Origin of the sequence: Humibacter sp., from assembly GCF_035547335.1 — a bacterium.
GTDB lineage: Bacteria > Actinomycetota > Actinomycetes > Actinomycetales > Microbacteriaceae > Humibacter.
This window is the reverse complement of record NZ_DASZVF010000030.1, coordinates 1-1,855: the sequence shown is the minus strand read 5'-3', so window position 1 is coordinate 1,855 and position 1,855 is coordinate 1. Positions and strand designations below refer to the sequence as shown.

2 protein-coding genes and 1 pseudogene are annotated in these 1,855 nt (G+C 71.3%); 2 read left to right on the top strand and 1 reads right to left on the bottom strand.

Annotated features, from left to right (window positions below; genetic code table 11):
• Window positions 1-88: 88 nt before the first annotated feature.
• Window positions 89-601 carry an RDD family protein gene (locus VHB92_RS06810; protein ID WP_325452715.1) on the top strand — a complete coding sequence of 171 codons (513 nt, stop codon included), beginning with the start codon at window positions 89-91 and terminating at the stop codon, window positions 599-601.
• The gene (locus VHB92_RS06805; RefSeq protein WP_325452713.1) at window positions 598-1,170 is read left to right on the top strand and encodes an NUDIX hydrolase; all 573 of its coding nucleotides are present in this window, start codon (window positions 598-600) and stop codon (window positions 1,168-1,170) included. The genes VHB92_RS06810 and VHB92_RS06805 overlap by 4 nt, the downstream gene beginning before the upstream one ends.
• Window positions 1,171-1,196: 26 nt before the next feature.
• Here the strand turns inward: VHB92_RS06805 and VHB92_RS06800 are convergent.
• Window positions 1,197-1,855 (bottom strand): annotated as a pseudogene (locus VHB92_RS06800) (hypothetical protein); the annotation flags it as partial.

Below are 1,855 nucleotides of genomic sequence, written 5' to 3'. Positions count from 1 at the left end.
ACGGCCCAGCCCGCGACCCCGCGTCCCCACGCTGAGACGGAACGGCGAGCGGGGAGTGCCGAGCACCCGGGACCGCTACGGTATTCGGATGAGATGGCGTCGTCTGGTCGCGTTCGCCATCGACTGGTGCTGCATGCTCGGATGGGTCGCCGTCGTCGCGGCCGTGGGCATCCCTCTGCACCTGGCCGGTGCCATCCAGCTCACCGGCGCGCTCGCACAGAACCTGATCGGACTCACTGTGGTGGTGCCCATCGTGCTGGCGGCCGCATGGTGCGAATCGCATGCCCGCGGGGCGACGCCCGGCAAGCTGGCGCTCCGGCTCCGGGTGGTGCGGCGCAACGAGCGCCTGTCGTTCCCGTGGGCGCTGCTGCGCAACACGCTCAAGCTGGGCGTGCCATGGATCATCGGACACGTCGCCGTGTTCGCCCTCGTCGACACCTCGGCCTCTGGAACGACCCCCGCCTGGGTCCTCTGGCTGCTCGTCGCCGCCTACGTGCTGCCCGTGCTCTGGGTGATCTCCCTCCTGCTGCCTGGCGCCCACACGATTTACGACCGGCTGACCTCCACCGACGTCGTCTCCGCCCTCCGAGCGCGTGGATGACGACGCGCGCGGTGCAGCACAATGACGAGGTGATCTACGACGACCTCGTCCGGCGGCTCGACGCGCTCCCGCCCTCGACCGAACGCGACGCCTTCGCCGGGTTCGTGGCGTCGGGACAGGATGCCGCGCTGCGCCGCGACGGCGGACCGGAGCACATCACCGCATCGTGCTTCGTGTTCTCGCCGGATCTGCGCAGCACTCTGCTGTGCTTCCACCGCAAGGGCGGATTCTGGGTGCAGTTCGGGGGGCACGTCGAGCCCGAGGACGAGTCGGTCGCCGACACGGCGCTGCGTGAGGCGCGCGAGGAGTCGGGCATCCGTGAACTCACTCTGCTCACCGATCGGATCGTCGACCTGCACCGTCACGAGCTATTCGGCCGCTTCGCGTGCTCGGCGCACTGGGACATCGGGTTCGTCGCCATCGCCGACCCCGGCGCCACGGTCACGGTGAGCGACGAGAGCGAGGACGTGCGCTGGTTCCCGGTCGACGAATTGCCTGCGGATGCCGCGCATGAGCTCGACGTGCGGCGGGATCTGGCTCTGCGCGCGGCCACCGCCGTCCTCGGCTGACCGCAGGCCACGCGAGCGGGCGCGAGTCACGCCAGCCGCAGTCGCCGCCGCCCCAGCACGCCTCCCAGAACGAGAGCGAAGCCCACGACGGCCCAGAGCAGCGCGAGCGCGCACGCTTGAAGCGCGAGACCTGCGTCGCCGCCGACGGCCCCGCGTAGGGCAGCGAGCGCCGGAGACGTGGGCAGCAGGCTCGCGATGCCGAGTAGTGCGGACGGCACGGAGGAGGCGATCCCCACCGCGAGCGCGGCGATCGCCACGAGCAGCGCCAACGCGCGACCGACCGCGCCGAAGGCGGCCGCGAGACCCTGGTTCAGCAGGGCGAACACGGCACCCAGGAACACGGATGCACCCACGTACCCGGCCCACACCCCGGGCGCAAGACCCAGTCCGATGAGCACGACCGCCGCCAGCACCAGTCCCTGCGCTGCGCCGAGCGCGGCAGAGGTGGCGGCCGACCGTGCCGCGAGCGCCGGCGACGATAAGCTCGTCATGAGACGCGATGCCGGCACGGGCTTGTGCACGAGGGCGAGCGCGAGTCCGCCGATCCAGAGGGCGATGATCGTGAACAACGGGGCGGCCTGGATCCCGGACGGCGCCGAACGCGGATCGATCACCACGGGCTGAGACGCCGCCTCGGACAGCGCCTGCGCGTCGGAGTCCGAGTACGACGGGATCTTCGACACCG

Excerpts from the sequence above, each read along its gene's own strand:
- VHB92_RS06810 (WP_325452715.1), top strand. The coding sequence starts at position 89 with ATGAGATGGCGTCGTCTGGTCGCGTTCGCCATCGACTGGTGCTGCATG.
- VHB92_RS06805 (WP_325452713.1), top strand. The coding sequence starts at position 598 with ATGACGACGCGCGCGGTGCAGCACAATGACGAGGTGATCTACGACGAC.